The organism is Spirosoma daeguense (assembly GCF_054776875.1).
Genome location: NZ_BAAHBF010000003.1, coordinates 968,775 through 987,992, shown reverse-complemented (window position 1 = coordinate 987,992; position 19,218 = coordinate 968,775). Strand labels below are relative to the sequence as shown.

Genomic DNA, 19,218 nt, shown 5'->3' with positions numbered 1-19,218 from the left:
GTACCATTCAATCATTTCCGGCGTTACGTTTCCCAACACTATCTTGTGTTTTTTCTTGTTCACGCACAAATTCATGGCAAAATATGTTATCAGTACAATAGTCCTAATCCGGGCGAGTATGTGCTATGCAATCTGATACGTTAAGAAGTTTTCCTGCCGTTAGTCAATCACTTCATCATCAACCGAATCCTTCCGACCTATGGGAAGCTTCACTTACAATAGGATTTCCGGCTGCACTCTGGCGGCTCCCCAATCAACACGATAAACATCTGATTGTATCGTTCGATGATGTTTTACCACGTGTGTCGGCCGATTTAGATGAATTACCTGCTGGATTTATCATTAGTCCGTTCGATAATCTGGCTAAGAACTCTCCGGTAGAAGCTCAACTGTCGGAACAGCTGGACACTACTGGCTACGTGCCGCAAGCCTTATTTTTACGCGCTGATATACAGGCAACCTTTTCAACTAGTACTACGTTACTTTCTGAGCAGAATCTGGCCGGCAATAACCAATCGGAAAAAGCACTACGTTTCTGGGAGGAAGTAGCGAAACGTAGCGAAACAACGCAGACCACTTCATTAATTAGCTGCCTTTCTATTGATGAGCCCGACACACAGGAACACTACGTTCGTAACGTAACAGAAGCTGTAGAAGCTATGCAACGGGGCGAATTTCGCAAAGTAGTGTTGTCACGAACAAAGCAGATCGCATTTTCAGATGCTCCCAATGCTATTGCTTTGTTTGAAAAGCTGTGTGATAAATACCCAACAGCTTTCGTATCGGCGGTTTCGATTCCCGAAAAAGGACAAATCTGGATAAGTGCCACACCCGAACGGCTGGTGAGTGTGGATGCCAATGGAATTTTCCGGACAGCGGCACTAGCCGGAACTCAATCGGCATTTAATCCAGATGGTACAGCCAAACGGCCACCCGAAGCCATGTGGTCGCAAAAGGAGATTGAGGAACAGGCTATTGTGTGCCGGTATATTATTGAATGTTTTAAGAAAATCAGACTACGTGAATACGTAGAGGAAGGTCCCAAAAGCGTTATTGCAGGTAATTTGATGCACCTCGGCACTACGTTCACAATCGATACGCAGGCGGTACGTTATCCGCAGCTTGGTACGGTTATGCTACGTCTATTGCATCCAACGTCGGCCGTTTGCGGCACTCCGCGCGATATTGCCTTTGATTTTATTCGCCAGCACGAGAGCCATGACCGTGAATTCTACAGCGGTTTTCTAGGACCAGTTAATATCGATATGGCACAAGAAGGAGCATCGAGCCATATTTTCGTGCACATTCGCTGCATGAAACTCGAAGGAAAACTAGCAACACTTTACGCTGGAGCTGGCATTACTGAAGACTCGGACCCTGAACGAGAATGGCAGGAAACCGAAATGAAATGCCAAACCTTACTTCAGGTAATGAAGAATGAATAATACCAATAAAAGTAGTTACAGGACTAACCCGGTACTACGTTATTAACCATTGATTAAGCGCCTTCGGCAGGATCGTTTGGAGCTCGAGACCCTTCTTCATCAGTGCGTCCTCCTGCTTCACTAGCGGCCGATGATTGCGTATCAGCGTCAGGGGCAGTTCCGCCATTTTCTGCGTGTTCGGTTGTTACCAGCGGTTCTTCTACCGGGTTATGTTCGTTGGGATTTGTCATGGCATGTCAAAAATAACGTTGAAAACAGGTCGGTAGCTCACACTACCGACCGCCAGTTTTTTGTTGAATAGGCGACATACAAGAATCTATTATTCCATGCTGTCGTCGTCCAGATCGTCTTCGATATCGTCTAGATCGTCTTCATCTTCCAGGTCATCTTCAGTAAACTCTTCTTCGATGTCGTCCAGATCGTCAGCGCCGTAGCCACTGCCCGCTCCGGAGCCTAGCTCATCAAATTCGGCATCTTCATCGAAGTCATCTTCGTCATCGTCAAAAGCGGCTGATTCTGGATCAGGGTTCAACATCAGCACGTCTTCATCCTGATCAAACGTTGGCTGGTAAATCATGGTTATAAATAAAGGATAAAAGTTGATTCACTTCTCATAACGCGGCACTTTACCCGAAGGTTTTGCCTGCCCCAAACTTATTCAATAAATGCATTAAAACAGCAAACCCTTACAAACTTTGTGTGTTACAATCTTGAGATAAACAGGTAAACAAATCGTTTAGAGGCCATTTCAAGTCAAAATTAGCGAGCGTTCAGTCTCAAAATTATCATTCATGAAGAATTACCAACTCAAACGTTTGTCAGATCTACCTATTCTGCAAACAAGCGACGTAAAGCCTAGCATCAACGGATTTGAGGTATTGGGAGCATTCAACCCGGCAGCCTGTATCTTCAACGACGAAGTTATCCTTCTTTTGCGTGTGGCTGAAGCTCCAAAAGCAGAAGCCGGTTTTATAAACGTACCATTGCTTGAAGAAGAGAATGGCGTACCGAAATTGACTATCAAGCGTTTTGCTGAGCCAGAAGAAGATTTCGACCCTCGTGTTGTTACGATTGACGATAAAGTTTATTTAACATCGCTCAGCCACCTCCGACTTGCCCGTAGTCGTGATGGTATTCACTTTACTATCGATGAGCAGCCGTTTCTCTTTCCGGCCCGAATGGATGAATCGTATGGCATAGAAGATGCGCGCATTACGTTTCTGGAAGGCAAATACTGGATTACATATACAGCCGTATCAGAGCATGGTCCCGGTGTTGGTCTCGCTGTAACTACAGATTTTGTAAATGTCGAACGTATCGGCATGATTTTGCCACCACCCAACAAAGACGTAGCGTTGTTTCCCGAAAAAATTAAAGGAAAGTACGTGCTATTCCATCGTCCAATGGTGTCTGATATTGGCAAACCGTCTATCTGGCTGGCCGAATCGACGGATTTAACGCATTGGGGAAATCACCAGTTTCTGTTTGGTGGACGAGGACGTAGCAATCCCAAATTTGGCTGGGAAGGCGGCAAAATTGGCGGTGGTCCTGAGCCTATTCTTACCGATGAGGGTTGGCTGATTTGTTATCACGGTGCCGACGAAACACATGCTTACTCACTTGCGTTAGCACTACTCGACAAAAACGACCCATCCGTTATTCTCGATCGTTCGGAACTGCCCCTCCTATCGCCAGAGCTATCGTGGGAACGGGAAGGTTTCTTTCCGAACGTAGTGTTTTCGAACGGCTGGGTTCAGTGGCCCGAAGGCTCCGATAAAGCAGGACAAATCTGGGTGTATTACGGTGCCGCCGACTCGGGCGTTGGTTTGGCCGAATTAGTACGTAACTGATTTGCGGGTAACCAAAATTATTTCATTACGTACGTTTTTCGCAACGTATCCATGGTAAGCGATGGCTCATAAGCGGCATTCAGGCGGTTAGCGTTTTCCTCAACAGTCAACGAAAATCCGGCTTGTTTACGTCGTTCATTTACTGCCTTCGCATCGGTAATTGGCCACACAAAACAACGTGACTGTTTTGTTGTAATAAGTTGTCGGCAAGATACTTGCGTACCGTAAACTTGCGGTTTACCATCATACATCAAGGAGCGGTCGACCATCATGGCATAGAGCGAGAAAGGCAACTCTTCCTGATCGGCCGCTTTTTTGATGACTGGCAAATAGGTTGGAATTTTATTGGAGTGCTGAATGATGTAGAAAATCGTCTCGTTCGACGGCGTTCCTACCATCGTTTTACCGGGATAACCGTGCTGTTTCAGAATAGCTTCGGCCCGGACTAAATTGCTGGAATCGATTTTTGACTGCTCAGCCCACAGAACACCCGAAAGACGCTGACGCTCAACTTTATAGACCGTACTTAAGCTATCGGTGAATGGCTGGTTGTTTCCCAGTTTTGTCAACCACTCCCGATTGCGCTGATCCAGTACGTACATACTGTCTAATTCACGTTTGAGTTGGATGTTCGACTGTCCAGATGCGAGAAACGGCAGTAAACCAAGTATAAATAGTACAAATCTCATAGTATCCATGCTTCTACGGACTGATAGTCTTACAATTGCTGTCTTTTTGGTATTTTAGTAGGTCTTAAATTTTCCTCTAACATGACCTGCTTCATTCGACTTCTAACTTTTCTATTTATTTCAACTCCCTTGCTGGCTCAGGTTCAGAAACGGTCGCTTACGGCGGCTGATTATGACCGATGGCAAAGCGTTCGAGCCGAAAAAATCTCGGACGATGGCCGATGGATTGCTTACCAGATTGACCTTCAGGAAGGAGATGGACGTCTGGAAGTAGCCTCCAGCGAAAACAACTCATCTGCTCCCCGCTATGTTTTTCCGCGCGGCTATATGGCGCAGTTTACACCTGATAGCAAGTATTTGATTATGCGGCTGAAGGTGCCCATTGCGGATAATCGTAAGGCCAAATTAAAAAAGAAGAAATCGGATGAAATGCCGAAAGACAGTTTGCTGGCGTTGAATCTGGCTACGGGAAAAACGATCAAACTGCCGAACGTAAAATCATTTTCGATTGGAAAGGAGGCTGGTTCATGGCTGGCCGTTTTGCAGGATCGTAAAGACGATCGGGAGAAGCCTACATCCCGCCCAGCAACGCAGGCCAAAAGTGATACGTTGCTGCCCACCCAACCCGTTTCGACAACAACCGTCGCCACCCGAAAAGGCCCATCGAAAAAACCAAAAGGTGACGATTTAACTTTGGTCAACATGGCCGACGGCACCCGAAAAACGTTCCGCTACGTATCGAACGTAGTGGTATCGGCCAACGGGCAGAACATATTTTACAGCAAAGAATCAGCCAACGATACGTTAAAAACAGGCGAAAATGCTGTGTCCGGTGTGTTCCTGTTCAATACCACAACTGGCCAGACGATGCTTGTTGATACGAGCGCAAAACGGAAAATCTACAAAGGATTGGCTATCGATAAAACAGGGCAGCAACTGGCCTGGATGGCTTCGGCCGATAGTGTTGGCTCTGACGTGAAAGTTTTTTCGCTCTACTATAAAAATCTAGCTCCGTCTGTTCCAGCCAAAGGCAAGCGAACAAAAACCGTTACGTCTGAAGCTCCTTTTCGCGTTATCGCCGATACGCTTACGGCCGCTTTACCCAAAGGATGGTCGGTTAACGAATATCGCGAACCCAAATTTTCTGACGATAGTAAACGACTTTACTTTTCTACCTCCCCCATTCCGCCCAAGCCGACCAAAGATACGCTGACACCCGACGAGGAAAAGGTGAAAATGGATATCTGGACCTGGACCGACAAGCGTTTGCAGCCGATGCAGCAAAAGCGATTAAAAGAAGAAAAAGAACGCGGTTTCCTCACTCTTTACGATCCGGCTTCGGGCAAGGTAATTCCACTAGCTACTCGTGAGGTACCGACGGTTGCCTTTGATGACAAATCCAATACACGGCATTTGCTGGGATTAAGCGACCTGCCGTATCAGGTTCAGGCTTCGTGGGACCCCGGCCACACCGACCTTTATCTGGTTGATGCGCAAACGGGCGAAAAGAAACGGATTGCCAATGACGTAATGGCTTCGCAACCAAAATTATCACCGGGCGGAAAATATGCGTACTGGTTCGATGAACGGGATTCGCTGTGGCGGGCATGGTCGATTGCTGATGGAAAACGCCTTGATCTAACTCGCGGTTTGCCTAGCAAATTCTTTGATGAAGAGCATGACACCCCTAATTTACCGGGTTCGTATGGCTCGGCGGGCTGGACCACGGGCGACCGCTACGTATGGCTCTACGACCGCTACGATATCTGGCAGATTGACCCAACAGGCCGCGAAAAACCAACGACTGTAACGGCAGGCTGGGGACGCAAGAACAATGTTCGACTACGACGCGCTGAACTTACCGACGACGAATCGCCATCAAGATTGGCGGCCGAAAAAGCCATTGATCCGAAGGAGGAAATTTTTCTGACGGGTATTTGGGAGAGTGATAAATCGACAGGTATTCTGAAAAGTAAAAACGGGCTTCTGGCAACCGAACCCGTTGTATTGACACGTAGCAACCACCGCTATTTCGGGCTGAGCAAAGCGAAAAATGCCGGAACATTAACGTACTACAAAGGCAATTTTCAAGAGCCAATCAATCTGTATAAAACCGACACAACGCTGGCTAAACCAATTCAGCTCACCCGAACCAATCCGCAACAGGATAGTATTCGCTGGGGTAGTGTTGAACTGGTGAAGTGGACGGGTACAAACGGCATCAGGCTGGAAGGTCTTCTGTTCAAACCGGAAGGTTTCGACCCGAAGAAGAAGTACCCCATGCTCACATACTTCTACGAACGTAACGCCGAAACGCTGAATGATTACCGGGCTCCGGCACCCAGCCGGTCAACTATCAACATTTCGTACTGTGTTTCGAATGGGTATCTTGTCTTCATTCCAGACATCGTTTACAACACGGGCCAGCCGGGACCAAATGCGTACGACTGTATTGTTCCGGGCGTATTGAGTTTGCTTGATCGGGGTTTCGTTGATCGCGACCGTCTTGGTATTCAGGGACAAAGCTGGGGCGGCTATCAGACGGCTTATATTATTACCCGAACCAATCTGTTCCGCGCAGCCGAAGCGGGTGCTCCGGTGGCTAACATGACGTCGGCTTACGGCGGTATTCGTTGGGAAACCGGTCTGGTACGTCAGTTTCAGTATGAAAAAACTCAGAGCCGTATTGGTGGTACGTTATGGGAGAAACCGATGAATTATATTGAAAACTCGCCCCTTTTCTTCGCTAATCGAATTGAAACGCCCCTCATGATGACGCATAATGATGCCGATGGTGCCGTTCCCTGGTATCAGGGTATTGAGTTATTCTCAGCGCTACGTCGGCTGAACAAACCGGTCTGGATGTTGGTCTACAATGGCGAAGGCCATAATCTTACCCAACGCCACAATGCCAAAGATTTGAGTATTAGACTGTATCAGTACTTTGATTACTATCTGAAAGATGCGCCTATGCCTATCTGGATGAAAGAAGGACGTAGCGCCGTTGAGAAAGACCGGGGTGAAATGAAATATTGAGGAGGTTTTGCTTTATTTGTAACTTTGTTAAAATAAACGCCGACATGTCCATCATTAAAAAACCCTTACTATACGCCGGCTCTCAGGGAGAGAAGCATCTATACAGCCTCTTTGACAGCGGAGCCAATCTTTCGTGCATCAATCCTGAACACGTCTCTGATTTAGAGATACCTGTTAATTTAGGAAGAACCCGGCGCGTAGCAACTGCTGCTGAAGGCCACTATATCGAGATAAAACATGTCGTCAGACTAGATTTTTATCTGAACGACGTATTGCTATCTGATGAATTTTTGGTTGTACCGGGTTTGAGTGAAGAAGCTATAATTGGCGCTGCTACTATGCAGAAATGGCGTATAAAACTCGATTTTGAGCACGATACGGTTCATGTAGATCCTAAAGTAGCCAAGATGCAACTGATCTAAAAGTAACGTTGCGTTTATACGAATCGCCACGAGTACGCAGTTAGTTTGCGCTCGTGGCGATTCTTTTTTGTATTGTTTACTGTGCAGCGGCAGCATCTTTTACTACTTCACCTTTGAAATGCAGAACGACAGAACCGCCTTCAGCATTTGACTCAACCGTAACGGTTTTATTGAAAGCCCCCATGGCTGCCGCATTATAGGTTGCTTTAATTGTACCAGCCTGTCCGGGTAATACAGCTCCTTTCGGGTAATCGACGCCTGTGCAACCACAGGAACCCTGTGCCCGATTGATAATCAGTGGCATTTCTCCTTTGTTGGTGAAAGCAAATTCAACTGTTACGGGTTTGCCCTGAGGAATACGCCCGAAATCGTGCGTCGCATTACGCCAGTTGAAAAGAGCAGTCGGAACAGTCATTGCCATTGAAATAGCTAGTACAACCAGTGAGCCGAAGAATAAAATCCGTTTCATAAATGTGTTGATTTGGTAAGGTTTATGCTATCGTTCACCCGAACGACAATGCAAACGTACTTTCGTAATCAGTATGGCTTTGTTAAGCACCTCCTAACGTTTGTTAATGAGTTGTTAACGATTTGCGTATGCCCCCCGAAAAGCTACTTTTGATATTCTATTTTGAATGATAGAATGATATACTTATTCTGGCATTCAATCATTCTATCATTCAAAATTAAAATGATACGTCTGCGCGTATTAGTTGCTTTATCGGTCCTGTCTATCGTGGGAATTCTGGCTGTACAGGCGGTCTGGGTACGTAACGCCTATGCGCTACGTGAGCGGCAGTTCCGGCAGTCGGCTTTCATTGCCCTACAGGACGTAGCCAGCGAAGTGGCCCATCTGAATCAGTGTACGTTGAACAATTATGCTGTCACTCAACTTTCGGCCGACTACTTTATCGTTAATACAGATGCCCCAATTAATCCGGCTGCGCTGGAGTCATTTATCCAGAAATCACTGGAAGCGCATAACCTCATTACCGATTATGAATATGGCATCTACAATTGCGAAACCGACCGCATGGTTTATGGAGCCTATGTGAGTACAAGCCATTCTTCCTTAGCTAAAACAAGTGTTCAGCCCAGAAAAAATTTACCCAAATTCCCGCGCTATACGTACTATTTTGGCATCCGATTCCCGAATCAGGCAGCGTTCGTTACGGGCCAGTTAAGCGGTTTACTCTGGTCTACAATTGCTGTATTACTGGTTGTGATTTTCTTTGGCTATACGCTTAGCGTTGTTCTGAAACAGCGTCGGCTAACCGAGGTTCAACGCGATTTTATTAACAACATTACCCATGAACTTCAAACTCCCGTTTCGACCATACGGGTGGCTGCCGATGTGCTTCAATCGGATGGAATTATTCAACAGCCTGAACGATTGAAACAATACGTTCGGGTTCTTCAGGAAGAAAGTCGACGGTTGCAGAAACAGGTGAGCAACGTATTACAACTCGCCAAATCCGAACGTACCGGTTTTGAACTCGACCTGACAGATGTCGACTTGCACGAACTGATGACGCTGGTAGCTGCTACGTTCGGGCAATCGGTACAGCTCGATCTTATGGCAACAACTGCCCGCATTCAGGCCGACCGTTACCACCTCGAAACAGTACTCAATAATTTAATCGATAATGGTCTGAAATACTGTTCGCAGAATCCTTGCGTAACACTCCACACACGTAACGAAAACGGTCAGCTAATCTGGTCAGTACGTGACAATGGAATCGGCATTGCTCCTGAGCATCAAAAAGCTGTTTTCCAACAATTTTTCCGCGTATCGTCGGGCCATGCACATACCGTAAAAGGATTCGGTTTAGGGCTATACTACGTTCGGCAGGTGATTCGGGCGCACGGATGGCAACTCAAGCTCACCAGTGCCATTGGACAAGGCAGTACGTTTGAAATACGTAGCAGTACTAATGAGAGAAAGAGCGAAAGTGTGAAAGAGCGTACTGTTGCCAGCCTTCGGTCAACTTTCACTCATTCGCTCTTTCCTTCTTTCGCTCTTTTGTCCGCTCTTTCGCTCTTTCGCTCATGACCCCAGCCCACATTCTTTTCGTTGAAGACGATGTTAATCTGGGCTTTGTCATTCGCGATACGCTCGAAAATGTGCCGTTTACTGTTACACACTGCACCAACGGTTTTGATGCCTGGACGGCGTTTCAAGGTGGGCGTTTTGATGTGTGTCTGCTAGATGTGATGTTACCCCAAAGCGACGGTTTTACGTTGGCCCGACAGATTCGGTCTGTCGATACGCAGGTGCCGATTCTGTTTTTAAGTGCTCTGGCTAACAAAGACGACCGTCTTCAGGGGCTACGTCTGGGTGCCGACGATTATCTGACGAAACCATTCAGTATTGAAGAACTTATCCTGAAAATCAACGTTTTCCTTCGCCGTACAACGCCAGCGGTTATTAATAAACAATCGCATATAATTCCTCTGCTCGATCGGCAGAACCTGACGCTTCGGGTAAATAACCACACTCAACTGCTAACTCATCGCGAAGCCGACGTACTGGCCTATCTGCTCGAACGACCCAATACGCTTATTCGTCGTGACGAATTGCTACGTGCCGTTTGGGGAGATGATGATTATTTTATGGGACGTAGTCTGGATGTGTTTATTTCCCGTCTTCGTAAACGGCTCGTTGACCAGCCCGACATCCGTATAGAAAATGTGCATGGTGTAGGATTCATTTTACGAATCTAATCAACGAATTTTGCGGTCTGTATTGCTCCGATTCGCAATAGAACGCTACGTAGTTAGCCGTTTCCAGAATCGAACAGCACGCAATTGACCTTGAAATCTGCAACTCCATGACATTTCGATTACCTGCCATTACGTTCGTTATCGCGCTATTTTTTTTCGGCTGTAAAACCGCCAAACTACCAACCAGCGCCAAACCCACTACAGCCAGTGTTACCGAAGAAGGTTTTTTAAATTGCTTTGCCACAGGCACATCGTTGAACGGACAACCAGTATGGTGTGAAGCCTCCGCTGTTTTGTTCGATGGTAAAAATCTATTTTTCGCCAACGACAAAGACATGCCTACGGGCCAGAGTCCGGTGTTTATGAAAACGCCCCAAACTTTGGCCGATACGAGTCAACTACCTACCATGCTGATTTCTCCCGTCTTTTCGGCGGCCCGGAAATACGAAGATTTTGCGCAAACACCTGACCGTCGTTATGTTTTCCTGACCACCGCTTTTGATCGGGTGAAACCCGGCAGTCATGATTGGGATGGTTATAATACGATTCTCTACTGGCGCACGGGCGATGAACAGCATCCACACGTATTAGCTCCTGAAGATTCCAGCCGTACATCGATTGCTTATCGGCAACGTATTGCTACGTTACTGGCAACCAGCGAATTTCCAAATGCAATGCCTTATTTCAAAATTGAAGGACTGGCTGCTACCGACCGACAGTTGCTATTTGGCATTCGGGAAGAAGGGAAATCATACGAAAGCTTTACATATCGGGCAAAGATCATCAGCGTATCGTACCGTATTGAGAAATCTGGTGATATCGAACGTATCAGACTGGAAAATGACTGGAAAATCATCAACGATTTTGACATTGCACAAGCTGATTCTACGTTGCCCAAACCACTTGCCTTATCGAGTCTTGAATATGACGGGCAGCGAAATTGTTTCTGGATGCTGACTTCTCTCGAATCTAACGGCCAGCTCGATGCTTATTTGTGGACTATTTCGCCTGCTGACTTATACTCAGGTCGACCATTTACACTCATACGTAACACGCAGGGGCAACCTATACACACACCCGGTCATAAAGCTGAAGATGTAACACCTTTAGACGGGAATCGGCTCCTGCTTATCAATGACGACGACCGCGTTCGCACAACGGTAAATGGTAAAACCCGACAAATGAATCAGGCTGCTTACACGATTCTTAGCCTTAATTAGGAATCTGCTAAACCAAAAAGCCCGAAAGTTGTTCGCTTTCGGGCTTTTTGGTTTAGCAGAGGAAAATACTATTGGACTGCTCCGAAAAAAGCGTACGTACCAGTAACGTATTCCAGAATGCCGGTAGCATGGGTTGCCCCTTTCATTGTTTTAAGCTCAACTCGCGTAGCACCCCGCTTGATCATGGCATCGTACGTATTTTTCGAGTTCATATAGGCAACAATCTCATCAGCATCGCCGTGATAGAGCTGGGTTGGCGTACGGGGCTTCCAGTCGTGAATGTCGTTATCCTTTATGGCCGCCAGAAATTCTTTATCCGTTCCGTCATTGATTCCTTTCTTAAATGCGTCGGTAAATGCCTGATTCAGACTTACACTGATTCGGGCATCTTTTCCTGACGATGCAACCTGCGATGCGTATGGCTCTTTGAAGTAAGCGCTCATGGGTCGGTTTAAACCGTACATGCGGTCATAAGTGAGCAATACCCAAATGTAAAGCTGGTTAATATACGCTACGTTGGTAGTGGGCTGATTCAGAATCTGGCTCACAAACGCCGTCTGGTCATACGGGCCAGCGCCACAGCTCGACGCTACCAGATTAAACTCACTGCCCGTTTCTTCTTCAATTTTCTTTTGTAGTGCCAACGTAGCATAACCGCCTTCCGAATAACCAGTAATATAGAGTCGTTTATCCCAATTCAAGTTTTTGTCGTCCAGAAAGTTGCGGGCGGCACGTAGCATATCGAGTGATGCCGTGGCCAGTCCTTTCTGCTGAATATAGGTATGTGGTATATCTTTCGATGCACCATAACCGATGTAGTCTGGTGCAACAATAATATAACCTTGCGAGGCAAACACAGACCCATATGAGTATGCTTCGCTCCCGCTTAAAAAGTTAGATGGTGCATCATTATCGCTCTGAATCGTGCCGTGCTGCATCGAAATCATTGCCGCTGGTGTCGTGATGTTAGGCACAATAATGGCTCCCGACGCCTTAATAGGTTTACCATCATTGTTGGTCGTGGTGTATTCCAGCCGATACGCTTTTACACCATACCGGACAAAAATCTGCAAAGCAGCATAAGCGCCTGTAAACCGGGATTTCAGTTGGGCGGTTGTGTATTCGCCAATGAGTGTACTATTGACCAATGTACGAACAGGCTCAATAGTCTCACTCTTAGCTGATGTCTGGCAACCTGTTGGCGTAACAAGCAACGTAACACCAATAAAAAACAGAAGAATGCTTGATTTAAGAGTCAACATGTAGAGGGATTATCTATAAAACAGGTATAGTACTAACGTTAAACAGGCCTTTTTCGTTTAGTTGCAAATGGCTTATTAAACTCTCAAAATATTCTGACTTATAGACACTTACTCTAAAATCTAATAATTTCTATACGCAATCTGTAGTCTACACACATTTTATACCAATCTAATCGAAACGGTATATCTATACGTAACAAGAAAAGTCTACTTGCTTTGTGGAGTCTATTCCACAGATTAGGGATTCGATTTCCCGCTTACCCTATAAAATTGCTTCCACTACGTCTGAATGGCACTTCCCACCAAATAAACTCAAAAAACATCAAACCACTGTTTATCAAACAATTACCATACAAGCGATACCTCTCTTTTTTTAAATTATGCTATTCTGGTATAAGGTTTGGACTTAATGGGGTATTACCAAACACTCACAAAACAATGAAAAGTACGTGGAAATCAGTCGGAACGAAGACAATGGCAGTCATGCTGTCGGTAGGTCTTCTTACAAATTATGACGTCTCTGCGCAGGAAAAAAACAGCAAATTAAATAAAACCCAGAAAGGAGCTATAGTGGGAGCCAGTGGTGGAGCCGTTGTTGGCGGTATGCTAGGCAAATCGAAAGGTAAAACTGCTATGGGTGCTATTATTGGTGCAACTGTTGGTGGTGCTGCAGGAGCCGTTATTGGCCGCCGGATGGATAAACGCGCAGAAGAAATGCGTCGTCAAATGCCCAACGCTGAGGTAGAACGCGTCGGTGAAGGTATCAAAGTTACATTAGGTTCTGATATCCTGTTTGATGTAAATTCCTATGCGCTGAAGCCGGAGACAAAACAGCAGTTAACCAGCTTTGCCTCGACGCTCAATAAAGAAAAAGATACCGAAATCCGTATTGAAGGTCACGCTGATGCTACTGGATCAGAAGATCTTAACATGACTCTTTCAAAAAATAGAGCTAATTCTGTCGCTGCATTTTTAGAAGGACAGGGCATAAAAACATCCCGGATTGCGGAAAAAGGTTTTGGTGAATTACAACCTGTTGCTGACAATGCAACCGAGGCTGGTCGCCGTAAAAACCGCCGGGTTGATATCGCCATTTTCGCAAACGATAAAATGAAACGCGATGCCAAAGATGGCAAGCTTGGAGACTAATTTGTCAACCTGCGAAACGTAGCAAATACGTTTCGCAGGTTGATTAACGTTCATTCGTAATTGATTGTAGAAATGGATAAGATAAAAAAAGGCGATACGGTTCAGTGGAACTACGGACGAGGAAAAGGAGAAGGAAACGTAGCTGAAATACATCACAAAACCATTTCACGAAAAGTACAGGGAGCTACGGTGAAACGGAAAGGAACTGATGAGGAACCGGCCCTTGTGCTCAAACAGAATGATAAGAAGATTATAAAGTCAGCCAGTGAAGTCACGAAAAAATGACAGCAATATGGAAACGGCAGTACTTGATGGCAAAGAAAAAAAGGCGATCCGCGATGAGTTTACGACACTGGTGAATATGTCGGTGACTCAACTGGAAAGATGGCTCAAAACCGAAGAGTCAAAATCGGTGGGGCAGCGCAAGGATGGAGAACGTGAATCTATTGGTCATCAGTCGGGTAGACACATTATTACGATTCTTAAAAAGAATGTGAGAGAGCTAACTGACGATGATTATGAGCACATGAACCGGGTAATTGGCTACGTGAAGCGGCACAGCGCGCAAAGACCAGAACACGTTGCAGATTCGAACTGGACTTACTCACTGAAAAATTGGGGACACGATCCCGAAAAATAAAATCGCCTTACAAAAGTTTGACGACCTATCAATTAGTCTTTTTCAGGCAGCTTTCTGATTTACTCAACAACAACTTTCTGATTTACTCAATAAAAACGAAAACAATTTTGGTTATCCAGATTGTTCCTAATTACTAAGGTTAAACGTTATGGATGTTAAAGAAACACGAACTGAAATTCTTGATCAGCTAAATAGTCTGCTCATTATTAACCGAGATGCCACAGAAGGTTATGCTAAAGCAGCAGAGAGCGTTAAGGATAGTGAGCTAAAAAGTTTATTTCTGGCGCAATCGGGTCACCGAAACGAGTTTGCACAGGAATTAGAAGGAGAGATACGTGCGCTGGGTGGCGAACCCGATGAGCATACCAGCATTGCTGCTGATCTGCATCGGGCCTGGATTTCGATAAAAACAGCATTTACCAGCGACGATGATAAAGCAACCGTGCAGGAGTGTCATCGGGGCGACAAAGAAGCAATGAATACGTACAACCGTGTGCTTCAGGAAACAGACCTCACCGCTAGCACCCGCGAGCTCTTACTTCGGCATAAACAAAGCATTGATACGGCCAACTCGACAATGGGCCGTCTGGCCTTGGTAGTGTAGTGAATGGTGGGATTGGAAAGCCTGTCTCCAGTGGGGGCAGGCTTTTTTGTGCATCATCAATCCAAAACAATACACTACAAATTCTGCTTTTATAAATAAGACTTGGCCGACAAACTGGCTAATTTGACTAAAACGTATTCGACCACGAAATGGTCGCAAACCAATATACAATGACTAAAGTATCTAACTCAACACTTTCATCGCAATCCATTCAAACCAAACAAGGCAAGCCCTACCCTCGGGGTGCTACGTATGACGGCGAAGGTGTCAACTTCGCATTATTTAGCGAAAATGCTACCGCCGTTACGTTATGCCTTTTCGACTCCAACGATCCGAGCCAGCAAATAGCCCAATTTCCAATTGAGGAACGTACTGATTTCATTTGGCACATCTATCTTGAAGGCCTTCAGCCGGGCCAATTATACGGTTACCGTGTCGATGGGCCATACGATCCAAAAGGCGGGCAGTTTTTCAATCCCAATAAACTCTTGCTCGACCCTTACGCCCGCGCCATCAACGCCCCCGTAAATCACAATGATGCGTGGCTCGCTTATGACCATACGAAGCCTGTAACGAATGAAAACGGCACCAACGAATTTCCGGAAATGAGCCAGGAAGACAGTGGGCCGTCGATGCCTAAAAGTGTGGTTATCGATACTGAGTTTGACTGGGAAGATGACGTAGCACCGAATACACCGCTTCATCGCTCGGTCATTTACGAGATGCATGTGAAAGGTTTTTCGCATCTACACACGACCATCGATAAGAAAATCCGAGGCACTTACGCTGGTATCGGTACACAAGAAGGAATCGACTATCTCAAAAAACTAGGCATTACAGCTATTGAGTTATTGCCCGTTCATCAGTTTACCGACGAAAGTTATTGGGGTTATAACAGCATCGGCTTTTTTGCACCACAAAATACCTACTCTTCATCGGGCATGAACGGTGAGCAGGTTGTGGAGTTCAAACAGATGGTCAAAAACCTGCATAAGGCAGGCATTGAGGTTATTCTCGACGTAGTGTATAACCATACCGCCGAGGGAAATCAACTCGGTCCACTGCTTTCGTTCAAGGGTATCGATAACCGGATTTATTATCATCAGGTTGGCGATAATCCAGAATATTACATGGATTATACCGGAACGGGAAATACGTTCAACCTGAGCCATCCGCGTGTATTACAGGTAGTTATGGACAGCCTTCGTTACTGGGTTACCGATATGCACGTCGATGGTTTCCGCTTCGATCTGGCATCGGCGTTGATACGTACCGATGAAGAAGTTGGCCGAGTATCTTCTTTCCTCGACACTATTTTACAAGACCCGATTCTGCAGCAGGTAAAACTTATTGCCGAACCTTGGGACATTCAGTCTTATCACGTTGGTGGTTTCCCAGTAGGCTGGTCGGAGTGGAACGGCAAATACCGCGACACGCTACGTTCATTCTGGAAGAGCGAAGAAGGCAAAGCTGCTGAAACGGCACTACGTCTATTGGGCAGCCCCGATCTTTATGCAAACGATGGTCGTTCGCCAGCCAATAGCATTAACCTCATTACGGCTCACGATGGGTTTACACTCAACGACTTAGTGAGTTATAACGAAAAGCATAACGAAGCCAACGGTGAAGACAATCGTGACGGTTCGAACGATAACATAAGCTGGAACTGCGGAGCCGAAGGTCCAACCGACGATCCGGCTATTATTGACCTGCGCGAACGTCAGAAACGAAACTTCCTGACCACTTTACTTCTCAGCCAGGGAACGCCGATGATTGTGATGGGTGACGAATACGGCAGAACCCAAGGCGGAAACAACAACGGCTATAATCAGGACAGCGAAATCAGTTGGATGAACTGGCAATGGAGCGAGCGTGAACAAGCACTGTTCGAGTTTACCAGTCAGCTAACCGCATTACGTCAGGAGATTCCGTTGCTTAGCCGTCGTCGATTCTTTGGTAGTGAGCAGGTAGCTTATTTACTTCCCGATGGAGGAGAAATGACGGAACATGATTTACAGAATCCACACACGCATTGTCTGGCTCTGTTCATCGACGGACTTCGGGTAACCGAGCAAACGGAAGATGGTCAGGATGTTGGCGACGAACAGTTGCTCTGGATTCTGAACGCGTATTGGGAAGATATTCCATTTCTATTACCCAAAATCGGGCGAAAAAAATCAAGCTGGGAGGTACTCGTCGACACAGCCAGCGGTCAGGTTAACCCCGATTCATCGGCAACACAGGGAGGAAAAACCATCAACGTAGCAGCACGATCATCAATGTTACTCCGGTTAACATAACCAAACGTAACGCGGACATTCTGTCTGCCGTGTAAATACGTAGCACAATCAAAAAGGGTAGCCAGAATCAGTTTTGGCTACCCTTTTTGATTGTGCTACGTAGTGGTGTCGGGTTCTCAAATCCGACACCACTACGTAGCACAAATTTCATCATCATATTAATCAATTTCCGGCTTAACTAGAACTCGATTACGCCACAGCTTCGTATAAGCCTTCACGCTGCGCTTTTACCCGATCATCGGAAATAAACTCATCGTAGGTCATGAGTTTATCGATAATACCAGCCGGGGTGATTTCGATAATCCGATTGGCAATAGTCTGCACGAACTGGTGGTCATGTGACGTAAACAGAATCGGACCTTTGAAATCGATCAGACCGTTGTTGAGCGATTCAATCGATTCGAGGTCAAGGTGGTTGGTTGGCTCATCGAGCAACAATACGTTTGCCCCCGACAACATCATTTTCGAAAGCATACAACGTACTTTCTCTCCCCCACTCAACACAGTCGCTTTTTTGAGCGATTCTTCGCCCGAGAAAAGCATCCGGCCCAGGAAACCACGGATAAAGCTTTCGTCTTTTTCTACCGAATATTGACGTAGCCAGTCAACCAGACTCAGGTCGGCCTTAAAGAATTTATCTTTTTCGGCGTCCGTTGGGAAATACGACATCGTAATCGTGATGCCCCATTTGAACGTACCGGAATCAGCTTTCCGTTCGCCCGCCAGAATATCCATCAGTGCCGAAACCGCCAGTCCGTCGCGGCTATACAGGAAAATTTTATCTTTCCGATTTACCGTAAACGATAGGTTTTCAAACAGTTTCGTACCATCTTCCGATGTATACGTCAGATTTTCAACCGTCAGAATCTGATCGCCGGGCTCACGTTCGGGTTTGAAATTGACGTACGGATATTTACGCGATGATGGCTGAATATCATCAATCGTGAGTTTTTCGAGCAATTTAGCGCGGCTGGTAGCCTGCTTCGACTTCGACGCATTGGCCGAAAAACGGCGAATGAACTCTTCCAGTTCTTTCCGTTTATCTTCCGTTTTCTTGTTCTGATCCTGCCGTTGTTTCAGTGCCAGTTGGCTCGACTCATACCAGAAGGTGTAGTTACCGGCAAACAATTTCACTTTACTGAAATCGATATCGACAATCTGCGTACAAACCTGATCGAGGAAGTGGCGGTCGTGTGATACCACAATCACTGTATTATCGAAATTGGCCAGGAAGTTTTCGAGCCATATACTCGATTCAACGTCGAGGTTATTGGTTGGCTCGTCAAGCAGCAGTACGTCTGGGTTACCGAACAATGCCTGCGCCAGCAGCACCCGTACTTTCTCTGAACCGTTCAGATCAGCCATCTGTGCGTAGTGCATGCTTTCTTTGATACCCAAACCTGAGAGCAACGTAGCCGCATCAGACTCGGCATCCCAGCCGTTCATTTCAGCAAACTCAGCTTCCAGTTCAGCCGCACGTTCGCCATCGGCATCGGTAAAATCAGTCTTTGCGTATAACTCTTCTTTTTCCTGAGAGATGTCATACAACCGTTTATTACCTATAATAACAGTCTGTAATACAGGAAATTCGTCGTAGGCCGACTGATTCTGGTTCAGTACCGACATCCGCTCACCGGGAGACATAGTCACACTACCCGTTTGCGCTTCGATTTCGCCCGATAAAATTTTTAGAAATGTTGATTTACCCGCTCCGTTCGCGCCAATGACGCCGTAACAGTTGCCGGGAGTAAATTTTATATTAACGTCATCAAAAAGAACCCGTTTACCATAACGGAGAGAGACGTTTTGAACCGATACCATACGTTGCTTTTTCGTTCAGAATGAACCACAAAGATACGAAATTTTGGCGGGAAAGG

General features: G+C 46.1%; 18 protein-coding genes. 12 read left to right on the top strand and 6 right to left on the bottom strand.

Annotated elements, in window-relative coordinates; genetic code table 11:
• Nucleotides 1–125: 125 nt before the first annotated feature.
• Entirely contained in the window at nucleotides 126–1,445 is a 1,320-nt protein-coding gene (locus ACYVD4_RS12955) for an isochorismate synthase (RefSeq protein WP_460946180.1), read from the top strand.
• Nucleotides 1,446–1,498: 53 nt separating this feature from the next.
• Here ACYVD4_RS12955 and ACYVD4_RS12950 read toward each other — a convergent pair whose 3' ends face one another.
• Together ACYVD4_RS12950 and ACYVD4_RS12945 are read right to left on the bottom strand one after the other, a co-directional pair.
• The gene (locus ACYVD4_RS12950; protein WP_460946178.1) at nucleotides 1,499–1,675 is read right to left on the bottom strand and encodes a hypothetical protein; all 177 of its coding nucleotides are present in this window, start codon (nucleotides 1,673–1,675) and stop codon (nucleotides 1,499–1,501) included.
• A gap of 89 nt (nucleotides 1,676–1,764) precedes the next feature.
• Entirely contained in the window at nucleotides 1,765–2,022 is a 258-nt protein-coding gene (locus ACYVD4_RS12945; protein WP_460946176.1) for an adhesin, read from the bottom strand.
• A 214-nt stretch (nucleotides 2,023–2,236) separates the two neighbouring features.
• Here ACYVD4_RS12945 and ACYVD4_RS12940 point away from each other — a divergent pair, with 214 nt between their 5' ends.
• On the top strand, nucleotides 2,237–3,295 hold the full coding sequence (locus tag ACYVD4_RS12940) for a glycoside hydrolase family 130 protein (protein ID WP_460946174.1): 1,059 nt from the start codon (nucleotides 2,237–2,239) through the stop codon (nucleotides 3,293–3,295).
• A 17-nt stretch (nucleotides 3,296–3,312) separates the two neighbouring features.
• Here the strand turns inward: ACYVD4_RS12940 and ACYVD4_RS12935 are convergent, their stop codons facing one another.
• On the bottom strand, nucleotides 3,313–3,984 hold the full coding sequence (locus tag ACYVD4_RS12935) for a DUF6624 domain-containing protein (protein WP_460946172.1): 672 nt from the start codon (nucleotides 3,982–3,984) through the stop codon (nucleotides 3,313–3,315).
• An 81-nt stretch (nucleotides 3,985–4,065) separates the two neighbouring features.
• Between ACYVD4_RS12935 and ACYVD4_RS12930 the strand changes: the two genes are divergently transcribed.
• Together ACYVD4_RS12930 and ACYVD4_RS12925 are read left to right on the top strand one after the other, a co-directional pair.
• Nucleotides 4,066–7,020: a S9 family peptidase gene (locus ACYVD4_RS12930; RefSeq protein ID WP_460946170.1), complete on the top strand. Its 2,955-nt coding sequence runs from the start codon at nucleotides 4,066–4,068 to the stop codon at nucleotides 7,018–7,020.
• Nucleotides 7,021–7,064: 44 nt separating this feature from the next.
• Nucleotides 7,065–7,442 carry a retropepsin-like aspartic protease gene (locus ACYVD4_RS12925; protein ID WP_460946168.1) on the top strand — a complete coding sequence of 126 codons (378 nt, stop codon included), beginning with the start codon at nucleotides 7,065–7,067 and terminating at the stop codon, nucleotides 7,440–7,442.
• Between the two features lie 76 nt (nucleotides 7,443–7,518).
• Here the strand turns inward: ACYVD4_RS12925 and ACYVD4_RS12920 are convergent, their stop codons facing one another.
• Entirely contained in the window at nucleotides 7,519–7,911 is a 393-nt protein-coding gene (locus ACYVD4_RS12920) for a DUF1573 domain-containing protein (protein WP_460946166.1), read from the bottom strand.
• A 222-nt stretch (nucleotides 7,912–8,133) separates the two neighbouring features.
• Between ACYVD4_RS12920 and ACYVD4_RS12915 the strand changes: the two genes are divergently transcribed.
• The 3 genes from ACYVD4_RS12915 to ACYVD4_RS12905 all read left to right on the top strand — a co-directional run bounded on the left by ACYVD4_RS12915 (nucleotide 8,134) and on the right by ACYVD4_RS12905 (nucleotide 11,386).
• On the top strand, nucleotides 8,134–9,495 hold the full coding sequence (locus tag ACYVD4_RS12915; protein ID WP_460946164.1) for a sensor histidine kinase: 1,362 nt from the start codon (nucleotides 8,134–8,136) through the stop codon (nucleotides 9,493–9,495).
• Nucleotides 9,492–10,166, top strand: a complete 675-nt coding sequence (locus tag ACYVD4_RS12910; protein WP_460946162.1) for a response regulator transcription factor — start codon at nucleotides 9,492–9,494, stop codon at nucleotides 10,164–10,166. The genes ACYVD4_RS12915 and ACYVD4_RS12910 overlap by 4 nt, the downstream gene beginning before the upstream one ends.
• Nucleotides 10,167–10,273: 107 nt before the next feature.
• A complete protein-coding gene (locus ACYVD4_RS12905; RefSeq protein ID WP_460946160.1) occupies nucleotides 10,274–11,386 on the top strand; it encodes a hypothetical protein in 1,113 nt (370 codons plus the stop codon).
• 68 nt (nucleotides 11,387–11,454) lie between these two features.
• On the opposite strand, the gene ACYVD4_RS12900 is transcribed toward ACYVD4_RS12905, so the two are convergent.
• The gene (locus tag ACYVD4_RS12900) at nucleotides 11,455–12,648 is read right to left on the bottom strand and encodes a lipase family protein (RefSeq protein WP_460946158.1); all 1,194 of its coding nucleotides are present in this window, start codon (nucleotides 12,646–12,648) and stop codon (nucleotides 11,455–11,457) included.
• A gap of 438 nt (nucleotides 12,649–13,086) precedes the next feature.
• Between ACYVD4_RS12900 and ACYVD4_RS12895 the strand changes: the two genes are divergently transcribed.
• The 5 genes from ACYVD4_RS12895 to glgX all read left to right on the top strand — a co-directional run bounded on the left by ACYVD4_RS12895 (nucleotide 13,087) and on the right by glgX (nucleotide 17,341).
• The gene (locus ACYVD4_RS12895; protein ID WP_460946156.1) at nucleotides 13,087–13,797 is read left to right on the top strand and encodes an OmpA family protein; all 711 of its coding nucleotides are present in this window, start codon (nucleotides 13,087–13,089) and stop codon (nucleotides 13,795–13,797) included.
• A 72-nt stretch (nucleotides 13,798–13,869) separates the two neighbouring features.
• Complete coding sequence (locus ACYVD4_RS12890) at nucleotides 13,870–14,082, top strand: hypervirulence associated TUDOR domain-containing protein (protein ID WP_460946154.1); 213 nt, start codon at nucleotides 13,870–13,872, stop codon at nucleotides 14,080–14,082.
• Between the two features lie 7 nt (nucleotides 14,083–14,089).
• Nucleotides 14,090–14,437, top strand: a complete 348-nt coding sequence (locus ACYVD4_RS12885; protein WP_460946152.1) for a DUF3140 domain-containing protein — start codon at nucleotides 14,090–14,092, stop codon at nucleotides 14,435–14,437.
• A 148-nt stretch (nucleotides 14,438–14,585) separates the two neighbouring features.
• Nucleotides 14,586–15,041 carry a ferritin-like domain-containing protein gene (locus tag ACYVD4_RS12880; RefSeq protein ID WP_460946150.1) on the top strand — a complete coding sequence of 152 codons (456 nt, stop codon included), beginning with the start codon at nucleotides 14,586–14,588 and terminating at the stop codon, nucleotides 15,039–15,041.
• A gap of 170 nt (nucleotides 15,042–15,211) precedes the next feature.
• A complete protein-coding gene (glgX, locus tag ACYVD4_RS12875) occupies nucleotides 15,212–17,341 on the top strand; it encodes a glycogen debranching protein GlgX (protein ID WP_460946148.1) in 2,130 nt (709 codons plus the stop codon).
• A 189-nt stretch (nucleotides 17,342–17,530) separates the two neighbouring features.
• Here glgX and ACYVD4_RS12870 read toward each other — a convergent pair whose 3' ends face one another.
• A complete protein-coding gene (locus tag ACYVD4_RS12870; RefSeq protein WP_460946146.1) occupies nucleotides 17,531–19,162 on the bottom strand; it encodes an ABC-F family ATP-binding cassette domain-containing protein in 1,632 nt (543 codons plus the stop codon).
• Nucleotides 19,163–19,218: the final 56 nt, after the last annotated feature.

Excerpts from the sequence above, each read along its gene's own strand:
- glgX (WP_460946148.1), top strand. The coding sequence starts at position 15,212 with ATGACTAAAGTATCTAACTCAACACTTTCATCGCAATCCATTCAAACC.
- ACYVD4_RS12900 (WP_460946158.1), bottom strand. The coding sequence starts at position 12,648 with ATGTTGACTCTTAAATCAAGCATTCTTCTGTTTTTTATTGGTGTTACG.
- ACYVD4_RS12910 (WP_460946162.1), top strand. The coding sequence starts at position 9,492 with ATGACCCCAGCCCACATTCTTTTCGTTGAAGACGATGTTAATCTGGGC.
- ACYVD4_RS12955 (WP_460946180.1), top strand. The coding sequence starts at position 126 with ATGCAATCTGATACGTTAAGAAGTTTTCCTGCCGTTAGTCAATCACTT.
- ACYVD4_RS12945 (WP_460946176.1), bottom strand. The coding sequence starts at position 2,022 with ATGATTTACCAGCCAACGTTTGATCAGGATGAAGACGTGCTGATGTTG.
- ACYVD4_RS12935 (WP_460946172.1), bottom strand. The coding sequence starts at position 3,984 with ATGAGATTTGTACTATTTATACTTGGTTTACTGCCGTTTCTCGCATCT.
- ACYVD4_RS12915 (WP_460946164.1), top strand. The coding sequence starts at position 8,134 with ATGATACGTCTGCGCGTATTAGTTGCTTTATCGGTCCTGTCTATCGTG.
- ACYVD4_RS12870 (WP_460946146.1), bottom strand. The coding sequence starts at position 19,162 with ATGGTATCGGTTCAAAACGTCTCTCTCCGTTATGGTAAACGGGTTCTT.
- ACYVD4_RS12950 (WP_460946178.1), bottom strand. The coding sequence starts at position 1,675 with ATGACAAATCCCAACGAACATAACCCGGTAGAAGAACCGCTGGTAACA.
- ACYVD4_RS12905 (WP_460946160.1), top strand. The coding sequence starts at position 10,274 with ATGACATTTCGATTACCTGCCATTACGTTCGTTATCGCGCTATTTTTT.
- ACYVD4_RS12925 (WP_460946168.1), top strand. The coding sequence starts at position 7,065 with ATGTCCATCATTAAAAAACCCTTACTATACGCCGGCTCTCAGGGAGAG.
- ACYVD4_RS12920 (WP_460946166.1), bottom strand. The coding sequence starts at position 7,911 with ATGAAACGGATTTTATTCTTCGGCTCACTGGTTGTACTAGCTATTTCA.
- ACYVD4_RS12885 (WP_460946152.1), top strand. The coding sequence starts at position 14,090 with ATGGAAACGGCAGTACTTGATGGCAAAGAAAAAAAGGCGATCCGCGAT.
- ACYVD4_RS12930 (WP_460946170.1), top strand. The coding sequence starts at position 4,066 with ATGACCTGCTTCATTCGACTTCTAACTTTTCTATTTATTTCAACTCCC.
- ACYVD4_RS12940 (WP_460946174.1), top strand. The coding sequence starts at position 2,237 with ATGAAGAATTACCAACTCAAACGTTTGTCAGATCTACCTATTCTGCAA.
- ACYVD4_RS12880 (WP_460946150.1), top strand. The coding sequence starts at position 14,586 with ATGGATGTTAAAGAAACACGAACTGAAATTCTTGATCAGCTAAATAGT.
- ACYVD4_RS12890 (WP_460946154.1), top strand. The coding sequence starts at position 13,870 with ATGGATAAGATAAAAAAAGGCGATACGGTTCAGTGGAACTACGGACGA.
- ACYVD4_RS12895 (WP_460946156.1), top strand. The coding sequence starts at position 13,087 with ATGAAAAGTACGTGGAAATCAGTCGGAACGAAGACAATGGCAGTCATG.